Genomic DNA, 15,007 nt, shown 5'->3' on the forward strand with positions numbered 1-15,007 from the left:
CTAGACGACCTGAACCAGGGGCGTAGTCCGCCCCGTGCCCAGCCGGCGCGTCGCCGAGCAGACTGCCGAGGACGGGCAGCCGGGCGGGTTCCGGCGCCGTCGGAGACAGCAAGGATTCCCGCCGTCGGTGCCCACCACGGCGGAACAGCACAGGAAGGGGCCCCTGCGCGGCCGCGTCCTTCCAGCCGGAAGAGGCTGGTAGACGCGCCCGGGGGCGGAGGAGATATATGTCGAACGCGGACACACCCGCCGAGAACACCGGCGGGAATCCCGCCACACCTGCAACCGCATCGGAGACCGGCCCACTGGCCGATCTGCCTGCCCGGATCAGGGTGCACGCACTGGCCAAGCTGCTCGGTTCGAGCAGCCGCGAGGTGCTCAAGCAGCTGGTCGAGCTGGGCGTGACGGCGCGCAGTGCGCAGTCCAGCGTGCCCAAGGAGGTCGCGCTCCAGGTCGCCGAGGCGCTCGGTGCCACGGCCGAAGCGGAGACATCCGAGGCTGCGGCCCCGGAAGCCACTGAAGCCACCCAAGCCCCGGATGCCACCGCAGCTCCGGAAGCCACTGAGCCCCCGGTGACCCCGCAGGCCACCAAGGCCCCAGCGGTCAAGGCCCCGGCTCCCGCCGCCGAGGCCGCGCCCGCCCCGGAACCCGAGCCGGCGCAGGCTCGCCCGGCCGTGCGCGTGCCGCTGTTCGCCGCGCCGTCGCCGGTGTTCCTGCCGCCGGAGCCCGCCGCCGCGCCCGCCCAGCGCGCGCCGGAACCCGCGCAGGCCGAGGCCGACGAGGACACCAGCGCCGAGGGTGAGCAGGCCCCGGGCGAGGACGACGAAGAAGGCGCCGGTCGCCGGCGTCGCCGCCGGGGCCGTCGTGGCCGCGGCCGCGGCAAGGGCGGCGACGAAGGCCGGGACGAGGGCGAGGTCGACGAGGTCGAGGCCAAGCCCCAGAAGGACCAGAAAGAGCCGAAGGACCAGAAGGACCACGACAAGAAGGCCAAGGCCGACGAGGCCCCGGCCGAGAAGGCCGCCGAAGCGGGCAAGGCCGAGGAGTCCGACGAAGCCTCCGACGAGGCCGAGGAAAGCAGCCGTTCGCGCCGCCGTCGCCGCCGCCGTCGCAAGGGCAGCGGCGAAGAGGACACCGAGGCCGCCACCAGCTCGGACGACCCGCCCAACACCGTGGTCCACGTCCGCCAGGGCAAGGACAAGGACCGGGAGAAGGAAGCCGAGAAGCCGGTCCGCGACGAGGTGCGCAGCGTGCGCGGCTCCACGCGGCTGGAGGCCAAGCGCCAGCGCCGCCGTGACGGCCGCGAGGCCGGTCGCCGCCGGGCGCCGATCCTGTCCGAGGCCGAGTTCCTCGCCCGCCGCGAAGCGGTCGAGCGCACCATGGTGGTCGCCGAGAAGGGCGACGCCACGCAGATCGGCGTGCTCGAGGACGGCGTGCTGGTCGAGCACTTCGTGACCTCGTCGGGCAGCGGCTCGATCGTCGGCAACGTCTACCTCGGCCGCGTGCAGAACGTGCTGCCCTCGATGGAGGCCGCGTTCATCGACATCGGCCGCGGCCGCAACGCCGTGCTCTACGCCGGTGAGGTGGACTGGGACGCCGCCGGGCTGGAAGGCAAGGCGCGCAAGATCGAGCAGGCGCTGTCCACCGGCGACAGTGTGCTGGTGCAGGTCACCAAGGACCCGGTCGGGCACAAGGGGGCCCGGCTGACCACGCAGATCTCGCTGCCCGGCCGCTTCCTGGTCTACGTGCCAGCCGGGGGCGCCACCGGCATCTCGCGCAAGCTGCCGGAGAACGAGCGCCGCCGCCTCAAGGACATCCTCAAGCGGATCGTGCCCGAGGACGCGGGCGTGATCATCCGCACCGCCTCGGAGGGCATCGCCGAGGAGGAACTGGACCGCGACGTGCGCCGCCTCAAGGCGCAGTGGGACGTGATCAAGGAGAAGGCCGAGGCTGGCAAGGGCAAGAAGTCCGGCGCGCCGACGCTGCTCTACGAAGAGCCGGACCTGCTGGTCAAGGTGGTCCGCGACCTGTTCACCGAGGACTTCGCCAAGCTCGAGGTCCAGGGCAACACGGCGTGGGAGACCATCCAGGGCTACGTCGCGCACGTCGCGCCCGACCTGGCCGACCGGCTCAAGCGCTACTCCGGCAACGGCGACGTCTTCGCCGACTACCGGATCGACGAGCAGATCACCAAGGCGCTCGACCGCAAGGTGTGGCTGCCCTCCGGCGGTTACCTGGTCATCGACCGCACCGAGGCGATGACCGTGATCGACGTCAACACCGGCAAGTTCACCGGCTCCGGCGGCAATCTCGAGGAGACGGTGACCAGGAACAACCTGGAGTCGGCCGAGGAGATCGTGCGGCAGCTGCGGCTGCGGGACATCGGCGGCATCATCGTGATCGACTTCATCGACATGGTGCTGGAGTCCAACCGCGAGCTGGTGCTGCGGCGGCTGACCGAATGCCTCGGCCGCGACCGCACCCGCCACCAGGTGGCCGAGGTGACCTCGCTGGGCCTGGTGCAGATGACCCGCAAGAAGGTCGGCACCGGGCTGCTGGAGGCCTTCTCGACCACCTGCGAGCACTGCAAGGGCCGTGGGGTGGTGGTCTCCACCGACCACCAGCCGAAGAACGGTTCCGGCAACGGCGGTGGCGGGAACGGCGGGCACCAGCACGGTTCGTCCCGGCGCTCGCGTGGCCGCGGCAACAAGGCCGAGGAGCAGCCGCAGCCGGAGCCGAAGGCCACCGAGCCGCCGACCCCGGTGCAGCGTGAGTCGGTGGTCACCGCGGTGCAGGCGATGGCGAACGCGTCGAAGTCGGCCAAGGGCGAGCACGAGGACGCCGAGGCGAAGGCTCCCGAGCTGAACGGGCACGTGGCGGAACGCGCCGAAGAGGCGCAGGAGGTCCCCGCCGAGTCCCCGGCGACCGCGGCTGCGGAAGCGCAGCAGGCCTCGGGCACCACCGAGAACGCTGAGAAGGCCGAGAAGGCCGAGGCCGCCAAGGCGCCCGAGGCCCCGGCGAAGCCTGAGGCGCCTGAGGCCGCTGAGGCGCCCGAGACCGCCGCGAAGGCCGAGGCCGCCGAGAAGGCTCCAGAGAAGGCCCCAGCGGCGGCTCAGGCTGAGCCGTCCCAGGCGGCTGAGCGGGCCGAGGCGGCGCAGCAGCAGGCCGAACAGCCTGAGGCGTCTTCCCAGGCGCCTGAGGCTGCTGAGACATCCCAGACGGCTGAGACGTCTGAGGTGCCCGAGGTGTCCGTGCCCGCTCCGGCGGCGAAGACGACCCGGCGGCGTGCCCGCCGGGTGGCCTCGCGGCCGGCCGGTCCGCCGGTCACCGCGGGCGAGAACAGCCAGTAGAAGGGTTAGGCCACCCCGGTTGTCACCAGATCCGGGGTGGCACGTAACCTGTAAGACGGCCCGCCCGTAGCGGCAGGCCAGCATTGTGCGCCCACCAGCACGCGGACTACCGCGGGCGGCGTGCACAAGCCCCCACCCTATTGTCGAGTTAGCAGGAGACATCCGTGTCGGCGTACGCGATCGTCAAGACCGGCGGCAAGCAGTACAAGGTGGCCGTCGGCGACGTCGTCGAGGTCGAAAAGCTCGAGGGCGAGCCGGGCACCGAGCACACCTTCCCCGCCGTGCTGTACGTGGATGGCGGCGAGGTCACCACGGACGCCGACGCGCTCGCGAAGGTCTCGGTCACCGGCAAGGTCGTCGAGCAGACCAAGGGTCCCAAGATCCGCATCCACAAGTTCAAGAACAAGACCGGCTACCACAAGCGGCAGGGTCACCGGCAGAAGCTGACCCGCCTCGAAGTCACCGGCATCACCAAGTAAGGGGTTCAGGCAGCCATGGCACACAAGAAGGGCGCGTCCAGCTCCCGCAACGGTCGTGACTCGAACCCGCAGTACCTCGGCGTCAAGCGGTTCGGTGGCCAGGTCGTGAAGGCGGGCGAGATCCTCATCCGCCAGCGCGGCACCAAGTTCCACCCGGGCGTGAACGTCGGCCGCGGCGGGGACGACACCCTGTTCGCGCTGGAGTCCGGCTCGGTGGAGTTCGGTTCCAAGCGTGGCCGCAAGACGGTCAACATCGTGCCGGTCGAGGCCTGAGCCTCAGACCGAGCGAACACCACCGGGCGGTGTGGTCTGCGGAATATCGCGGACCACACCGCCCGTTCGCATGTAGAGAAGTTTCTGGAGAGGGCAGGCAATGGCGTCCCGGTTCGTCGACCGCGCGGTGATCCATCTGGCCGCCGGCAACGGTGGGAACGGCTGCGCCTCGGTGCACCGTGAGAAGTTCAAGCCGCTCGGCGGTCCCGACGGCGGCAACGGCGGCAACGGCGGTGATGTGCTGCTGGTCGTCGATCCGAACGTGCACACGCTGCTCGACTTCCACTTCCGGCCGCACGCGCGGGCGGGCAACGGCAAGATCGGGCAGGGCGGCAACCGCTCCGGCGCCGCCGGGGAGACCCTGGAACTGCGCGTGCCGGACGGCACCGTGGTGCTCACCGAACGCGGCGAGGTGCTCGCCGACCTGGTCGGCCCCGGCACCACCTTCGTCGCCGCGCAGGGCGGCCGGGGCGGGCTCGGCAACGCCGCGCTGGCGTCCAAGGCACGCAAGGCGCCGGGTTTCGCGCTGCTCGGTGAGCCGGGCGAGTCCCGCGACCTGGTGCTGGAGCTGCGCTCGGTGGCCGACGTCGGCCTGCTGGGCTTCCCGTCGGCTGGCAAGTCCTCGCTGATCTCGGTGCTTTCGGCGGCCAAGCCGAAGATCGCCGACTACCCGTTCACCACGCTGGTGCCGAACCTCGGCGTGGTCACCGCGGGCGACACCGTGTTCACCATGGCCGACGTGCCCGGCCTGATCCCCGGCGCCAGCCAGGGCAAGGGCCTCGGGCTGGACTTCCTGCGCCACATCGAGCGCTGCGCGGTGCTGGTGCACGTGGTCGACTGCGCCACCTACGAGCCCGGCCGCGATCCGGTGTCCGATGTGGACGCACTGGAGACGGAGCTGGCCCGCTACACGCCGAGCCTCGGCGGGGATCTCGCCGACCGGCCGCGGGTGGTGGTGCTGAACAAGGTGGACGTGCCGGACGCGGCGGAGATCGCCGAGCTGGTGCGGCCCGAGTTCGAAAAGCGCGGGCTGGAGGTCTTCGAGATCTCCACGGTGTCGCGCAAGGGCCTGCGGGAGCTGACCTTCGCGCTAGGCGCGGTGGTCGAGCGCTACCGGGCCGAGCAGCCGCCGCCGGAGGCGGAGAAGGTGGTGCTCAAGCCGCTGGCGGTGGACGACAGCGGGTTCACCGTCGAGCCGGACCCGGAGGAGGAAGGCGCCTTCGTCGTGCACGGCACCCGTCCCGAGCGGTGGATCCGGCAGACGAACTTCGGCAACGACGAGGCCGTCGGTTATCTCGCCGACCGGCTGAACCGGCTCGGTGTCGAGGACGAGCTGGCCCGCAAGGGCGCGGTTCCGGGCAGCCAGGTCACCATCGGCGACATCTCGTTCGAGTGGCAGCCGTCCACCCCGGGCGCGGTCGTGCACCTGTCCGGCCGCGGTACCGACGTCCGGCTGGAGGGCACCGACCGGGTCAGCGCGGCCGAGCGCAAGGAAGCCCGGCGCATCCGGCGTGACGGCCCGGACGAGGAGTCCGACGGTGAGTGAGACCCGGCAGGCGGTGGCGAACGCCCGGCGCCTGGTGGTCAAGGTCGGTTCCTCGGCGCTGACCACCGCGGGTGACGGGCTCGACGGGCGCAGGCTGGACGCGCTGGTCGACGCCATCGCGGCCCGCATCGGCGCGGGCAGCCAGATCGTGCTGGTCTCGTCCGGGGCGATCGGCGCCGGGCTGGCGCCGCTTTCGCTGGCGAAGCGCCCGCGTGACCTGGCTTCGCAGCAGGCCGCGGCGAGCGTGGGCCAGCTCGCGCTCGCGCACGCCTACGGTGAGTCGTTCGGGCGGTACTCGCTGACCGTCGGCCAGGTGCTGCTCACCTCCGACGACGTGGTCCGCCGCGCGCACTACCGCAACGCGCAGCGCACCTTCTCGCGGTTGCTCGCGCTGGGCGCGGTCCCGGTGGTCAACGAGAACGACACCGTGGCCACCGAAGAGATCAAGTTCGGCGACAACGACCGGCTCGCCGCGCTGGTGGCCCACCTGGTGGCCGCCGACGCGCTGGTGCTGCTGTCCGATGTGGACGGACTGTACGACGGGGACCCGCGCTCGGGCGCGACCCGGCGGATCGACGAGGTGACCGGCGACGCGGACGTCGACGGCATCTCGGTCGGCATGTCCAGCTCCGGGCTGGGCACCGGTGGCATGGTCTCGAAGCTGGCCGCCGCGCGGACGGCCGCCGCGGCCGGGATCCCGGTGCTGCTCGCCGGCGCGAGCCAGGCGGCGGACGCGCTCACCGAGGCGAAGGTCGGCACGGCGTTCGCCGCCGCGGACAGCCGCCTTTCGGCCCGCCGGTTCTGGCTCGGCTACGCCACCGACGCGCGTGGCCGCCTGCACCTCGACGACGGTGCGGTCACCGCGGTGGTGCGGCGGCGCCGGTCGCTGCTGGCCGCCGGGATCACCGGGGTCGACGGCGACTTCGAGGCCGGTGACGTGGTGGACCTGGTCGATCCGGCGCAACGGGTGGTGGCCCGCGGTGTGGTCGCCTACGACGCGGTGGAGCTGCCGGCGCTGATCGGCCGGTCGAGTCACCAGCTGCCCGCCGAGCAGCGGCGCGAGGTCGTGCACGCCGACGATCTGGTGCCGTTCGGGCGCTGAAGCAGTCCGGTCACGCCAGGCGCGCGATCGCCGCGGCCAGCAACGCGGCCAGGATGGGCGGTTCGGCGCTGCGCACCAGGTACGCGGCCAAGCTCGGTTGCACGCCGACGGCCGGCTGCTCGCCGGAGATCCGGCTGTACTCGCCGATGAGCCGGTCCAGTTCGTCTTCGAGCAGTCCGGCGGCGTCGGTCAGCTCGCGCTCGGTGGGTGGGTCGCTGGGGTGGTTCACGGCCTGCCTCTCGCCTGGGGTATTGCCTGTTCAGACGTACGGTGCGCGCGGTCCGTTGCCTGTTGTCCCCGGCTTTTTCCGTTACGTAAAGCAATTACCGACGTAGGTAGGCGAGCACGGCCAGCACGCGGCGGTTGGTGTCCTCCGCGGGCGGAAGGTCCAGTTTGGTCAGGATGTTGCCGACGTGCTTGGTCACCGCCGCTTCCGAGACCACCAGCCGCCGGGCGATTTCGGCGTTGGAGTGGCCTTCGGCGACCAGCGCGAGCACCTCGGTCTCGCGGGCGGACAGCCGGCTCAGCGGGTCGCGCCGCCGGTTGAGCAGCTGCCGCACCACCTGCGGGTCGACCACGGTGCCGCCGTCGGCCACCTGCCGCAGCGCGGCGGCGAACTCCTCGACGTCGACCACGCGGTCCTTGAGCAGGTAGCCGACACCGCGTCCGTCACCGGAGTCGAGCAGCTCGGCGGCGCCGCTGCGCTCGACGTACTGGCTCAGGGCCAGCACGGCCAGCCCGGGATGCGCCCGGCGCAGCTCGACCGCGGCCCGCAGGCCCTCGTCGGTGAAGTCCGGCGGCATCCGGATGTCGGTGACCACCAGGCCGGGCCGGTGCTCCTCGACCGCGCGCACCAGCTCGGTGGCGTCGCCGACGGCCGCCACCACCTCGAAGCCGAAGCGGCCGAGCAGGCCGGACAGGCCTTCGCGGAGCAGGACGCCGTCTTCGGCCAGCACTACTCGGACTGAGGACACGGCAGCTCCACACGCACCACGGTCGGCCCACCGGCCGGACTGGACAGCACCATTCTGCCGTCGAGCACGGCGACGCGGTCGGCCAAGCCGGTCAGCCCGGTGCCGCCCGCCGGATCGGCCCCGCCGCGGCCGTTGTCGCGGACCTCCAGCCGCAGCCAGCCGCGGTCCAGCCGCACGTCGATCTCGACCGCGGCCGCCCCGCTGTGCTTGGCCGCGTTGGCCAGCGCCTCGGAGGCGACGAAGTAGGCGGTGCCCTCCAGCGGACCGGGCAGCCGGCCGTTCAGTGCACTGTGGACGGTCACCGGCACCGCCGACCGGTCGGCCAGCTCGCCGAGCGCGGCGGGCAGCCCGCGTTCGGTGAGCACCTGCGGGCGGATGCCGTGGATGAACTCGCGCAGTTCGGCCATCAGCTGCTTGGCCTCGTCGTGGGCGGCGGCCACCTGCGCGGCGGCGGGTGAGTCCGCTGGCAGGTCGAGGCGGGCGAGGCCGAGCCGCAGGGTCAGGCCGACCAGCCGCTGCTGGGCGCCGTCGTGCAGATCGCGTTCGATGCGCCGCCGTTCGGCCTCGAAGGCGTCGACCAGCCGGGCACGCGAACGCGAGACCTCGATCAGCTGGTCGCCCTGGAGCAGGGTCCTGGCCAGCATGCCGTGCAGCCCGGCGACCAGCGTGCCCAGGTAGCAGAGCGCGGCGAGCAGCACGAGGCCGCCGAGCACGCCCCAGACGGACTCGCCGGGCGTGCTGACGGTCAGGAAGCCGACGGACACCGGGCCGCCGCCGACCAGGAACGGGCTCACCAGCAGGGAAACGGCCAGCACGGCGAACACCAGCACCGCCACGCAGGCGGCCAGGACGACGGTCGCCAGCAGCACCGCGTAGCCGAGTTCACGCCAGGTCGCGGCTTCGGTGAACCGCGTGCGCACCCACGGCGCGAGGCCGGTTGCCGGGGGAGGGCGGTGGCCGGAGGTGACCGGGCGCGGGTCCACCAGCCGGAGGCGGCGTCGTTCCCAGCCGGCCAGCGGCAGGGCGAGCAGCGGCCCGCCGAGCCCGAAACCGAGCGCGCCCAGTGCCAGCAGGGCGATCACCGGGCCCGGTCTGTCCCAAGAGGACTCCAGGGCGAGCACCAGCCACGGCAGGCAGAGCAGGCTGAGCGCACCGGCGGTGGCGGTGGCTGTGGCCAGCGAGCTGAGCAGGTACGCCGCCGCGCGCCACGGCCATCGGCCGAGCAGGAAGCCCCGCCCGCCCAGGGCGTCGAGCGCGGTGGTGGTCACGGAAGCCGACCCTAGCCGTCCGTGCCCGCCTTCAGCGGGGGTAGAGCCAGGTCTACCTCCGGCTGGGGACCTGGCCGTAGTGCGCGGCACCGGGTGCGGCCGGTTTGCTGGGCGGGTGAGTGCGGAAGCCGGGACACGCGTGGTGCCAGCGATCGAGCTGTGGGAGGTGACCAGGGAGTACGGCGAGCGGCAGGCCCGCGTGCGTGCGCTCGACCGCGTCAGCATCGGCTTCCCGCCCGGCACCTGGACTGCGGTGATGGGCCCGTCCGGCTCGGGCAAGTCCACCCTGCTGCACTGCGCGGCCGGGCTGGACCGGGTCACCGGCGGCCGGGTGGTGCTGCTGGGCAACGACATCACGCTGGCCACGGACAGCGCGCTCACCGCCCTGCGCCGCAGTGCGATCGGCTTTGTCTTCCAGAGCTTCAACCTGCTGGGCGCGCTGACCGCCGAGCAGAACGTCGCGCTGCCGCTGCGGCTGTCCGGCGCCAGGGTTTCCCGCGAGGAGGTGCACGCGGTGCTGGCATCGGTCGGGCTCGGCGACCGCGTCCGGCACCGCCCGCGTGAACTGTCCGGCGGGCAGCAGCAGCGGGTGGCGATCGCGCGCGCCATGGTGACCAGGCCCGCCGTGCTGTTCGCCGACGAGCCAACCGGCGCCCTGGATTCGAAGTCCGCGCGCGGGGTGCTGCACCTGCTTCGCGGCATGGTCGACCGGGCGCACCAGACCGTGGTGATGGTGACGCACGACCCGGTCGCCGCGGCCGCCGCCGACGCGGTGGTGTTCCTGTCCGACGGCCGGCTCGTCGACCAGCTGCTGCGGCCCACCGCCCGCGAGGTCGCCGACCGGCTCGCGAGCCTGGAGGCGTGATGCTGCGGCTTTCGCTGAGCACGTTCGGGGAGCGGCGCAGGCTGTTCGGGGGTGCGCTGCTCACCGTCGCGCTCGGGGTGGCGCTGGTGCAGTCGTCGCTGCTGGTGATGGGCTCGACGGCACGGGAACGCGTGCCGGACGGGCTCGACCAGGCCACCGCGGACCGGGTGCGGGCCGGGTTCGAGGGCGCGGCGACGCTGATGGGGATGACCGTGCTGCTGTCCGGTTTTCTCGGCTTCTTCATCGTCGGCTCCACCTTCGCCTTCACCGTGGCGCAGCGGCGGCGGGAACTCGCGCTGCTGCGCCTGGTCGGCGGCGGGCGCGGGCAGCTGTACCGGCTGTTGGTCGCCGAGGCGCTGCTGCTCGGCGTGACCGGCACCGCGCTCGGGGTGCCGCTCGGGGTGGTCGCGACCTGGCCGCAGTCGTGGTTGCTGAACGCGCTCGGCCTGGTGCCGGACGGCTTCTCGGCGGCGTGGGAACCACGCGTGCTGTGGGTGTCGGGCTTCGTCGGTATCGGCGTGTCACTGCTCGGCGTGCTCAGCGCGGCCCGGCGCGCGTCGCGGGTCCGGCCGCTGGAAGCCTTGCGGGACAGCGGTTCCGTGCAGCGGGTGATGACCGTCGGCCGCTGGTTCACCGGGTTGTCCATGGTGGCCTTCTGCGCCGGGCTGGTGGTGCTGGCGCAGCGGGTCGAGCTGGCGGGCGCGCTGGCGATGTCCATGCTGGTGGCCATCGTCGGCGCGACCGGGCTGAGCGTGCTGAGCCCGCTGGTGGTGCCGCTGGCCGGGCGCGTGCTGGGACTGCTGCTGCGCGCGACGGTGCTGGGGGAGATCGCCGAGGCCAACCTGCGTGACGGGGTGCGCCGCAGCGCGTCCACCGCCGCGCCGCTGATCGTGCTGACCGGCCTGGTGCTCGGGCTGGCGGGCACCATGGCCTCGCTGTCCGAGCTGAGCGAGCAGGAGCAGCGGCGCACCACGGTCGGTGATCTGGTGGTCGAGTCGACCGGTGCCGAGGCCGACCGCATCGCGTCGATTCCCGGCGTGGCCGGGGTTTCGGTGGAGGTCACCGTGCCCATCCGCATCCAGGCCGAGCTGCGGGAGGAGGGCTGGGCCCGCACCGAGCGCTACTACGACGGGCTGACCGTGATCGACCCGGCCGCCTACCAGCAGGCGCACCTGATCCGGCCACGCGCGGGGGACCTGGCCGAGCTGCGTGGGGACACCATCGCGGTGGGGCCCGCGCTGGTGAGCGAGGGCATCCGGATCGGCGATTCGGTGCGCGCGAGTTTTCCCGGCGGGGAACGGGAACTGCGGGTGGTGGCGGCGATGCCGGAGACCGTCGCGGAGGGCGCCACCTTCCTGCTGCCCAGGGACGCCGTGCCCGCCGGGATCGTCGCCGAATCACCAGCCGTTTCGGTGGTGCGCCTGGCACCGGGAGCCGATCCGGCCATTGTGGACATCGGCCGAGTGTCCACAATGGCCGATTGGGTCGCGGCCGACGTCGAGAAGCAGCAACAGGACAACACCGCGTTCCTGGCCGCGCTGATGGGCCTGTCCGGGCTGTACGCGGCGGTGGCCGTGGTCAACGCGGTGGTGATGGCCGGGGCCGAGCGCGGGGTGGAGTTCGCCGCGGCCCGCGTCACCGGGCTGACCCGGCGGCAGGTGGTGTGGATGGCGCTGATCGAGGCCTGGGCGGTCACCGCGATCGGGCTGGGGCTGGGCTGCCTCACCCTGGCCGGGGTGCTGGTCGGCATGCCGGTGGTGGCGGTGCCGTGGCGGCTGCTGGGCTTTCTCGCCGCCGGTGCGTTCACCGCGGTCGGCGTGACCAGCGTGTGGACCACCCTGCTGGCGACGCGGCCGTCCCCGGTTTCCCTGGTGGCGGCGCGTGAGTGATCAGGCGAGGTGCCGCAGCAGCCGGGCGAGCTGCTCGGCGAACTCGTCGCCGAACTCCGGCGAAGCGGGATCGGTGTCGCACACCAGCCGCGCGACCCTGGGCAGCATCCACGGTGCGGCCGCCGCGCCCATCAGCGCCAGCAGCAGGTGCCGCGGGTCGAGATCGGCCGGGAAGTCACCCGCGGCCTGCCGTCCGCGCAGGTAGTCGACCTGCGCGCGGAGGAACTCGCGCTGCTCGTCCTCACCGTGGGCGCCGGGACCGGTGTCGTTGAGGTTCTCCCAGATGAACAACCGGGCCCCGTCCTGGTCGGCCAGGCTGTCGCGGACAAAACCCGCCACCACCTCCGCGGTGCTCGCCGCCGGGTCGGCGATGCCGCGGTTGCGCTGGAAGACCGCGCCCGCGACCTCGGCGTACAGCCCTTCCTTGCCGCCGAAGTAGTACGAGATCAGCTGCTTGTTGATCCCCGCCTTCGCGGCTATCTCGCCGACCCGCGCCGCGGTGAAGCCCTTCGCGCCGAACTCGGCCTTCGCCGCCTCGAGAATGCGCGCCTTGGTGCGTTCGGCGTCACGCTGGCGGTCTTCTGGCGCGGGGGAGCGGCGGGTCCGGGGCTCTGGCACGCCGTCACGGTATCAGTCAGCTACTCGGTTGACTTAATCATCCGTGTGGATGATTATGGGCGCATGACAACGTTGCGAGTGGGGATCATCGGTGGCGGCACGGGCGGGCTCTGCCTGGCGCACGGGCTGCGGCGCGCGGGGGTGGAGGTGGCGGTCTACGAACGCAGCCGCAGCCGGACCGAACGGCTGCAGGGCTACCGCGTGCACATCAACCCGCACGGCGCGCGGGCACTGCACGCCTGCCTGCCGCCGTCGCTGTGGGAGCGGTTCGTGGCCACCTCGGGTGATGGTGGCGCGTTCGGCTTCCTGACCGAGCAGCTCAAGGAACTGCTGGTGATCGACACTGACCCCGGACCCGATCCGGTGCGCGCGCACCATTCGGTCAGCCGGATCACCCTGCACCAGCTGCTGTCCGCCGAGCTGGACGGCATCCTGCACCACGGCAAGGAGTTCGTCCGGTACGCCGACGGTGGCCGCCGGATCTGCTTCGCCGACGGCACCGAGGCCGAAGCCGACGTGCTGATCGGCGCGGACGGCGCGAACTCCCGGGTGCGGGCCCAGTTCCTGCCGCACGCGACCCGGGTGGACACCGGCATCCGCGCCATCGTGGGCAAGCTCCCGCTGCGTGACGCGAACCTGCCCCGGCGGCTCGCCGAGGGCCCGAACACGATCATGCCGCGCAAGGACTGCGGCATGTTCACCGCGCCGCACGAGAGTCCCGGTGTGGATGACGAGACGGCGTCGCTGGAACCGGAGTTGTTCGGCAACACCGAGGGCTACCTGATGTGGTCCTTCGCCGCCCGGCGGGAGTTCTACCGGCGTGAGCTGTCCGAACTGGACGGTGACGGGCTCAAGTCGGTGGTGCGCGGGCACATCCGCGACTGGCACCCGGAACTGGACCGGATCGTCGAGCGGTCACCGGCCGCCGCGGTCTCGCTGGTGCCGATCCTGACCTCGGAACCGGTCGAGCCGTGGGAGCCGGGCCGCGTGACCCTGCTCGGCGACGCGGCGCACAGCATGACCCCGTTCCGCGGCATCGGCGCCAACACCGCGCTGCGGGACGCGGAACTGCTCTGCGCCGAGCTGTCCCGCGGCGGGAGCAGTGCCGTCGCCGCCATCGGCAACTACGAGGAACGCATGCGCGACTACGGTTTCGCGGCCGTGCGTGCGTCCAGGCGGTCCGCCGAGCAGTTCGTCTCCGGCAACGCCGCCGCGCGCCTGGCCTTCCGCGGCGCGCTCCGGTTCCTCACCGCCGTGCCACCGCTCAAGCGGCGCGCCTTCGCCGAGCACGGCACGGACTAGCCCGAACCAACACGGACTAACGCAGTTCGCTGCCCTTGGTTTCGGGCAGCCGCAGGATCACCAGGAAGGCGACCGCGGCGCCGACGGCCACGTAGATGAAGAACAGGTTCGGCTGGCCCATCGTGGACAGCCAGCTGATCAGCAGCGGCGCGGTACCACCGAAGACCGCGACGGTCAGGTTGTACCAGGCGCCGATGCCCAGCGCGCGCAGCTCGGTCGGGAACAGTTCCGACATGATGGCGGGCGCGATCGACGTCATCGCGGTGTACAGGCCGAGTCCGACGCAGAACACCACCAGCAGGTTGCCGAACCCGGGCCGTACCAGCGAGGACAGCGGGATGATCAGGATCGCGGTGGCCGCCGACCACACCAGCAGCTGCGGCTTGCGCCCGTAGCGGTCGGCCAGCGCGCCCATCGGGTACTGCAGCGCGACGAACAGGGCGGTGGCGATCGACAGCGCCAGGAACACCTCGGTGTCGTCGGCCTTGCGGGTCTTCACCGCGAACGGGGTCAGCGCGCTGAAGAAGGTGTAGTAGCAGAGCGTGGACAGCATGGTGAAGCCGATCAGCCTGCCGACCGACTTCGGGTGCTCGCGCAGCGTGGTCAGCAGCGGCCGCTCCACCCGGCGCGCGGTGGACTTGTTCTCCTCGAACTGCTCGGTCTCGGCGAGGCTGCGCCGCAGCCACAACCCGATCAGGCCGAGCACACCGCCGAGCAGGAACGGGATGCGCCAGCCCCAGGAGTTCAGGTCCTCCTTGGACAGTGTTTCGGCGAGCAGGTAACCGAGCACGGAGGCGAGCAGAACCGCGGTGCCGGTGGAGATGTAGAAGAAGGAGGAGTACCGGCCGCGGCGCGGGGCCGGGGCGATCTCGCCGAGGTAGGCCGAGGCGTTCGACACCTCACCGCCGAGCGAGAGGCCCTGCGCCACCCTGGCCAGCAACAGCAGGAGCGGCGCCAGCCAGCCGACCTGCTCGTAGGTGGGCAGCACGCCGATCATCACCGAGCCGCCGGCCATCAGCACGATGGTCAGGATCATCGCGGGCTTGCGGCCGCGGAGGTCGGCGAACCGGCCCAGCAGGTAGCCGCCGAGCGGGCGGAAGAAGAACGCCAGCGCGTAGGTGGCGAAAGTGTTCACCTGGGACAGTTCGCCCGGGAAGAAGGCGGCGGCGAAGTAGATGCTGAAGGTGGCGTAGATGGTCCAGTCGAACCATTCGAGCGCGTTGCCCACGCTGGCCGCGAACAGTTTCCTGACCGGAAGCCGGTGCTGTACCTCGGGACTCGACTCGACCATGGCTGACCTCCGTGCTCGGTCCGGTTGAGCCAGGACCCTGCCACACGGATGGG

The 15,007-nt window shown here is 72.1% G+C and carries 13 protein-coding genes; 8 read left to right on the forward strand and 5 right to left on the reverse strand.

Annotated elements, in window-relative coordinates:
• Positions 1-227: 227 nt before the first annotated feature.
• The 5 genes from A4R43_RS39845 to proB all read left to right on the forward strand — a co-directional run bounded on the left by A4R43_RS39845 (position 228) and on the right by proB (position 6,747).
• On the forward strand, positions 228-3,347 hold the full coding sequence (locus tag A4R43_RS39845) for a translation initiation factor IF-2 N-terminal domain-containing protein (RefSeq protein ID WP_113696809.1): 3,120 nt from the start codon (positions 228-230) through the stop codon (positions 3,345-3,347).
• Positions 3,348-3,511: 164 nt separating this feature from the next.
• Positions 3,512-3,826, forward strand: coding sequence for a 50S ribosomal protein L21 (rplU, locus tag A4R43_RS39850; RefSeq protein ID WP_113696810.1), 315 nt, complete (start codon positions 3,512-3,514; stop codon positions 3,824-3,826).
• A 15-nt stretch (positions 3,827-3,841) separates the two neighbouring features.
• Entirely contained in the window at positions 3,842-4,099 is a 258-nt protein-coding gene (rpmA, locus tag A4R43_RS39855) for a 50S ribosomal protein L27 (RefSeq protein WP_113696811.1), read from the forward strand.
• Between the two features lie 100 nt (positions 4,100-4,199).
• Positions 4,200-5,645, forward strand: a complete 1,446-nt coding sequence (obgE, locus tag A4R43_RS39860; RefSeq protein ID WP_113696812.1) for a GTPase ObgE — start codon at positions 4,200-4,202, stop codon at positions 5,643-5,645.
• Positions 5,638-6,747: a glutamate 5-kinase gene (proB, locus tag A4R43_RS39865; protein ID WP_113696813.1), complete on the forward strand. Its 1,110-nt coding sequence runs from the start codon at positions 5,638-5,640 to the stop codon at positions 6,745-6,747. Before obgE ends, proB begins: the two co-directional genes overlap by 8 nt.
• 10 nt (positions 6,748-6,757) lie before the next feature.
• Here proB and A4R43_RS39870 read toward each other — a convergent pair whose 3' ends face one another.
• From A4R43_RS39870 to A4R43_RS39880, 3 genes are all read right to left on the reverse strand, one after another.
• Positions 6,758-6,976, reverse strand: coding sequence for a hypothetical protein (locus A4R43_RS39870; RefSeq protein ID WP_113696814.1), 219 nt, complete (start codon positions 6,974-6,976; stop codon positions 6,758-6,760).
• 94 nt (positions 6,977-7,070) lie between these two features.
• Complete coding sequence (locus A4R43_RS39875; RefSeq protein ID WP_113696815.1) at positions 7,071-7,721, reverse strand: response regulator transcription factor; 651 nt, start codon at positions 7,719-7,721, stop codon at positions 7,071-7,073.
• A complete protein-coding gene (locus A4R43_RS39880; protein WP_236808548.1) occupies positions 7,703-8,989 on the reverse strand; it encodes a sensor histidine kinase in 1,287 nt (428 codons plus the stop codon). Before A4R43_RS39880 ends, A4R43_RS39875 begins: the two co-directional genes overlap by 19 nt.
• 115 nt (positions 8,990-9,104) lie before the next feature.
• Here A4R43_RS39880 and A4R43_RS39885 point away from each other — a divergent pair, with 115 nt between their 5' ends.
• Entirely contained in the window at positions 9,105-9,854 is a 750-nt protein-coding gene (locus tag A4R43_RS39885; RefSeq protein ID WP_236808550.1) for an ABC transporter ATP-binding protein, read from the forward strand.
• On the forward strand, positions 9,854-11,743 hold the full coding sequence (locus A4R43_RS39890; RefSeq protein WP_113696818.1) for an FtsX-like permease family protein: 1,890 nt from the start codon (positions 9,854-9,856) through the stop codon (positions 11,741-11,743). Before A4R43_RS39885 ends, A4R43_RS39890 begins: the two co-directional genes overlap by 1 nt.
• Here the strand turns inward: A4R43_RS39890 and A4R43_RS39895 are convergent, their stop codons facing one another.
• A complete protein-coding gene (locus A4R43_RS39895; RefSeq protein ID WP_113696819.1) occupies positions 11,744-12,361 on the reverse strand; it encodes a TetR/AcrR family transcriptional regulator in 618 nt (205 codons plus the stop codon). It abuts the gene before it with no gap.
• 63 nt (positions 12,362-12,424) lie between these two features.
• Here A4R43_RS39895 and A4R43_RS39900 point away from each other — a divergent pair, with 63 nt between their 5' ends.
• Positions 12,425-13,663, forward strand: coding sequence for an FAD-dependent oxidoreductase (locus A4R43_RS39900; protein ID WP_113696820.1), 1,239 nt, complete (start codon positions 12,425-12,427; stop codon positions 13,661-13,663).
• A 16-nt stretch (positions 13,664-13,679) separates the two neighbouring features.
• Here A4R43_RS39900 and A4R43_RS39905 read toward each other — a convergent pair whose 3' ends face one another.
• Complete coding sequence (locus A4R43_RS39905) at positions 13,680-14,954, reverse strand: MFS transporter (RefSeq protein ID WP_113696821.1); 1,275 nt, start codon at positions 14,952-14,954, stop codon at positions 13,680-13,682.
• Positions 14,955-15,007 lie beyond the last annotated feature (53 nt).

The organism is Amycolatopsis albispora, from assembly GCF_003312875.1.
GTDB classification, from domain to species: domain Bacteria; phylum Actinomycetota; class Actinomycetes; order Mycobacteriales; family Pseudonocardiaceae; genus Amycolatopsis; species Amycolatopsis albispora.

Bases quoted from the DNA above. Each gene is read 5' to 3' on its own strand.
- A4R43_RS39905 (WP_113696821.1), bottom strand. From the start codon at position 14,954: ATGGTCGAGTCGAGTCCCGAGGTACAGCACCGGCTTCCGGTCAGGAAA.
- A4R43_RS39890 (WP_113696818.1), top strand. From the start codon at position 9,854: ATGCTGCGGCTTTCGCTGAGCACGTTCGGGGAGCGGCGCAGGCTGTTC.
- rpmA (WP_113696811.1), top strand. From the start codon at position 3,842: ATGGCACACAAGAAGGGCGCGTCCAGCTCCCGCAACGGTCGTGACTCG.
- obgE (WP_113696812.1), top strand. From the start codon at position 4,200: ATGGCGTCCCGGTTCGTCGACCGCGCGGTGATCCATCTGGCCGCCGGC.
- A4R43_RS39845 (WP_113696809.1), top strand. From the start codon at position 228: ATGTCGAACGCGGACACACCCGCCGAGAACACCGGCGGGAATCCCGCC.
- A4R43_RS39900 (WP_113696820.1), top strand. From the start codon at position 12,425: ATGACAACGTTGCGAGTGGGGATCATCGGTGGCGGCACGGGCGGGCTC.